Origin of the sequence: Streptomyces sp. NPDC059456, from assembly GCF_042750055.1 — a bacterium.
Lineage (GTDB): Bacteria > Actinomycetota > Actinomycetes > Streptomycetales > Streptomycetaceae > Streptomyces.
The window spans coordinates 1-1,802 of record NZ_JBHYVA010001051.1; the positions used below are offsets into that span (position 1 = coordinate 1).

Genomic DNA, 1,802 nt, shown 5'->3' on the forward strand with positions numbered 1-1,802 from the left:
GTCCGAGGCGGTGCTGCCCGAAGCCATCGAGCGACTGCGCAAGGGCGAGCCGGCCGAGGAGGTGCTGACCGCCCTGGGAGGGCGCGGCCCTCGGCCAGCAGCAGCAACAGGTAGCCGCAGCCGGCCAGCAGGAACGAGACCGCGGAAGCCCCGCCGCCGCCGGAGAGCCCCGCGGCGACCGAGTACAGCGCGAGCAGCGGCAGCCCGGCCGCGGCGGCGGTCCGCAGGGTCACCGCCAGCAGGTCCACCAGCAGTCCGATCAGCAGCACGCCGACGATCAGCAGCAGCCGGATGCCGTCGGTCAGCGGCGCCGGGATCGCGAACTCGCCGACGTCCTGGACGCCCTGCCGGAACAGGGCGCCGAAGTCCGTCACGAGGTAGGCCATCGGCCCGGTCCCGGTGGACTCGCCCTTGCCCGCGAACAGGAACACGAGCACCAGCAGCGACACCAGAGCCTGTGCGGCCACGGTGAGCGTGCGCCCCAGCGGCACCCGCCGCGCCCCGGCCCCCACCCCGCTCTGCACGGCCAGCAGGGCCGCCGCCTGGAGCAGCCAGCCCGACGAGTCCACCAGCGAGGCCAGCGACCACGACGTGAGCAGCGTCGCCAGCATCGCGAAGAGCGTCACGCGCGCTCGCCCGCTCATCCCCAACCTCCGGAAGTACCCGTGCCGAGCGGAGCGTTCCCGGCCTGGCGCCACAGTTCCCCGAACGCCGCCCCGGGCGGCGCGGCCAGCGCCGTCCAGCCCGCGTCGCGCAGCCTGCGCACCCGTGCCTCCGCCTGCGAGGGCCGTCCGGCCCACAGGGCGGAGTCCAGGACGAAGGCCACCGCCCCGGCGCAGCGGACGCGCATCTTGGCCGCCAGTTCCGTCTGTACGTCGTCCAGGTCGCCGAAGAAGGCGATGAGGAGCCCGTCACCGCCCGCTCCGGCGAAGCCCCCGCCCCCGCCGCCCCCGCCGCGCACCGCGTCGTAGGCGCGCGAGAGGCCGGCGCCGTCGGAGTGCCCGACGACCGCGAGGGTGTCCATCATCAGCCCGGCGGCCTCGGCGGATTCCTGCCCGCCCGAGGAGACGCCGCCGTCGCCGGGCACCGAGGTCCCGGTGTCCGTCAGCAGCCGCACCGAGAAGCCCTGTTCGAGCAGGTGCACCAGGGACGAGGCGGCGCCCGACACCGCCCATTCGAAGGCGGAGCCGGGTCCGGCGCCCTCGAAGGCGACGGCGCGGGTGTCCAGCAGGACCGTGGCCCGGCTGCGCTGCGGCTGCTCCTCGCGGCGCACCATCAGCTCGCCGTAGCGGGCGGTGGAGCGCCAGTGCACCCGGCGCAGGTCGTCGCCGCGCCGGTAGGTCCGCGGGATCACGTCGTCGTCGCCGGCCAGGGCCAGCGAGCGGCGGCCGCCGTCGCCGTAGCCGGAGGTCTCGCCGGTCAGCCGGACCGGGGCCAGCGCCTCGGTGCGGGGGATGACGGTGAGCGTGTCGTACGTGCTGAACGAGCGGGTCAGCTCGACCAGCCCGAAGGGGTCGGTCAGCCGCAGCTGGAGCGGGCCCAGCGGGTAGCGGCCGCGCAGGTCGGAGCGGACCCGGTAGGAGACCTCGCGGCGCCCGCCGGGTTCGACCCGGTCCAGGACGAAGCGCGGCCGGGGCCCGAGCACGTACGGCACCCGGTCCTGGAGCATCAGCAGGCCGGTGGGCAGCCGGGAGACGTTCTCCATGCGCAGCTGCACCCGGGCCTCGGAGCCGGCGGGCACCCGCATCGGGGTCAGCCGGCGGCTGCCGGAGACCCGGTGCCGGGTGCGGTGCAGGGCGAGG

General features: G+C 76.0%; 2 protein-coding genes. Both read right to left on the reverse strand.

The window, feature by feature from the left end; genetic code table 11:
* Nucleotides 1-644, reverse strand: a 644-nt coding sequence (locus tag ACFXA3_RS42040; protein ID WP_385196712.1) for a transglutaminaseTgpA domain-containing protein, incomplete at its 3' end; no start/stop codon positions are given.
* The coding region (locus ACFXA3_RS42045) for a DUF58 domain-containing protein (protein ID WP_385196714.1) at nucleotides 641-1,802 on the reverse strand (1,162 nt) is incomplete at its 5' end. The genes ACFXA3_RS42045 and ACFXA3_RS42040, both read right to left, overlap by 4 nt.